Genomic DNA, 696 nt, shown 5'->3' with positions numbered 1-696 from the left:
GCAACCGCGCCAAGGCTGTCGGGAAAGTCGGTCTCTCCCACCAGCCCGCCAGGACCACGAGGATCCCAGACGCCAACGCGATTGTCCTCACCCGAGGTCACCAGCAGCGTGGTCTCCGCGTTCCTGGCGAACGCCACGGACGTGACCGCTTCCCCATGCGCCCGAATGTGCGCCAACTCCCGTCCCCTTTCCAGGCACAGGACGCGGATGAATCCGTCGCCGTCACCGGTGACAACCACCTCATGCCCGTCCCACCGGCCGATCGCCATACCGGTGATCTCACCAGCATGGTCCTCGACCAGTACGCGACTTCCGCCCGATGCCGAATGCACGGTCAGGCTGCTGACGACCGACCGCGCAGAATCAACTCGCCGGATTGCCTGGCGCGCGACGACCACGATGCTTTCGTCCCTGTGCCGCCCCAAGGCAAAGCACTCAGCAGGCCTGCCGTGCCGGTCCTCATCGTCCAGCACCTTCTCCGGTTCGTCTTCTCCCAAGACGAGCACGAAGATGCCGACGCGCGTTTGCACGACGACCTTCGTCGCACCGTCGACGTCTTCCACGGACAGCTTCTGGACCGTTTGGTGCCACGCGACAGGATCACACGCCGACTTTCCGCTGGCGATGTCGCGGATCTCGATCACGCTGTTGCGGCCAACGCCGCGCCCCATGACCAGGACATTCTTCCCAGCCAGA

Annotated in this window: 1 protein-coding gene; it reads right to left on the bottom strand. The window is 64.9% G+C overall.

Annotated elements, in window-relative coordinates; translation table 11 throughout:
• On the bottom strand, positions 1 to 563 hold a 563-nt coding region (locus FXN61_RS49815; RefSeq protein ID WP_223165933.1), incomplete at its 3' end, for a WD40 repeat domain-containing protein.
• Positions 564 to 696 lie beyond the last annotated feature (133 nt).

The sequence above is a fragment of the Lentzea indica genome, assembly GCF_012184385.1.
Lineage (GTDB): Bacteria > Actinomycetota > Actinomycetes > Mycobacteriales > Pseudonocardiaceae > Lentzea > Lentzea indica.
The sequence above is the reverse complement of the archived record's forward strand: the minus strand, read 5'-3'. Positions and strand labels throughout refer to the sequence as shown.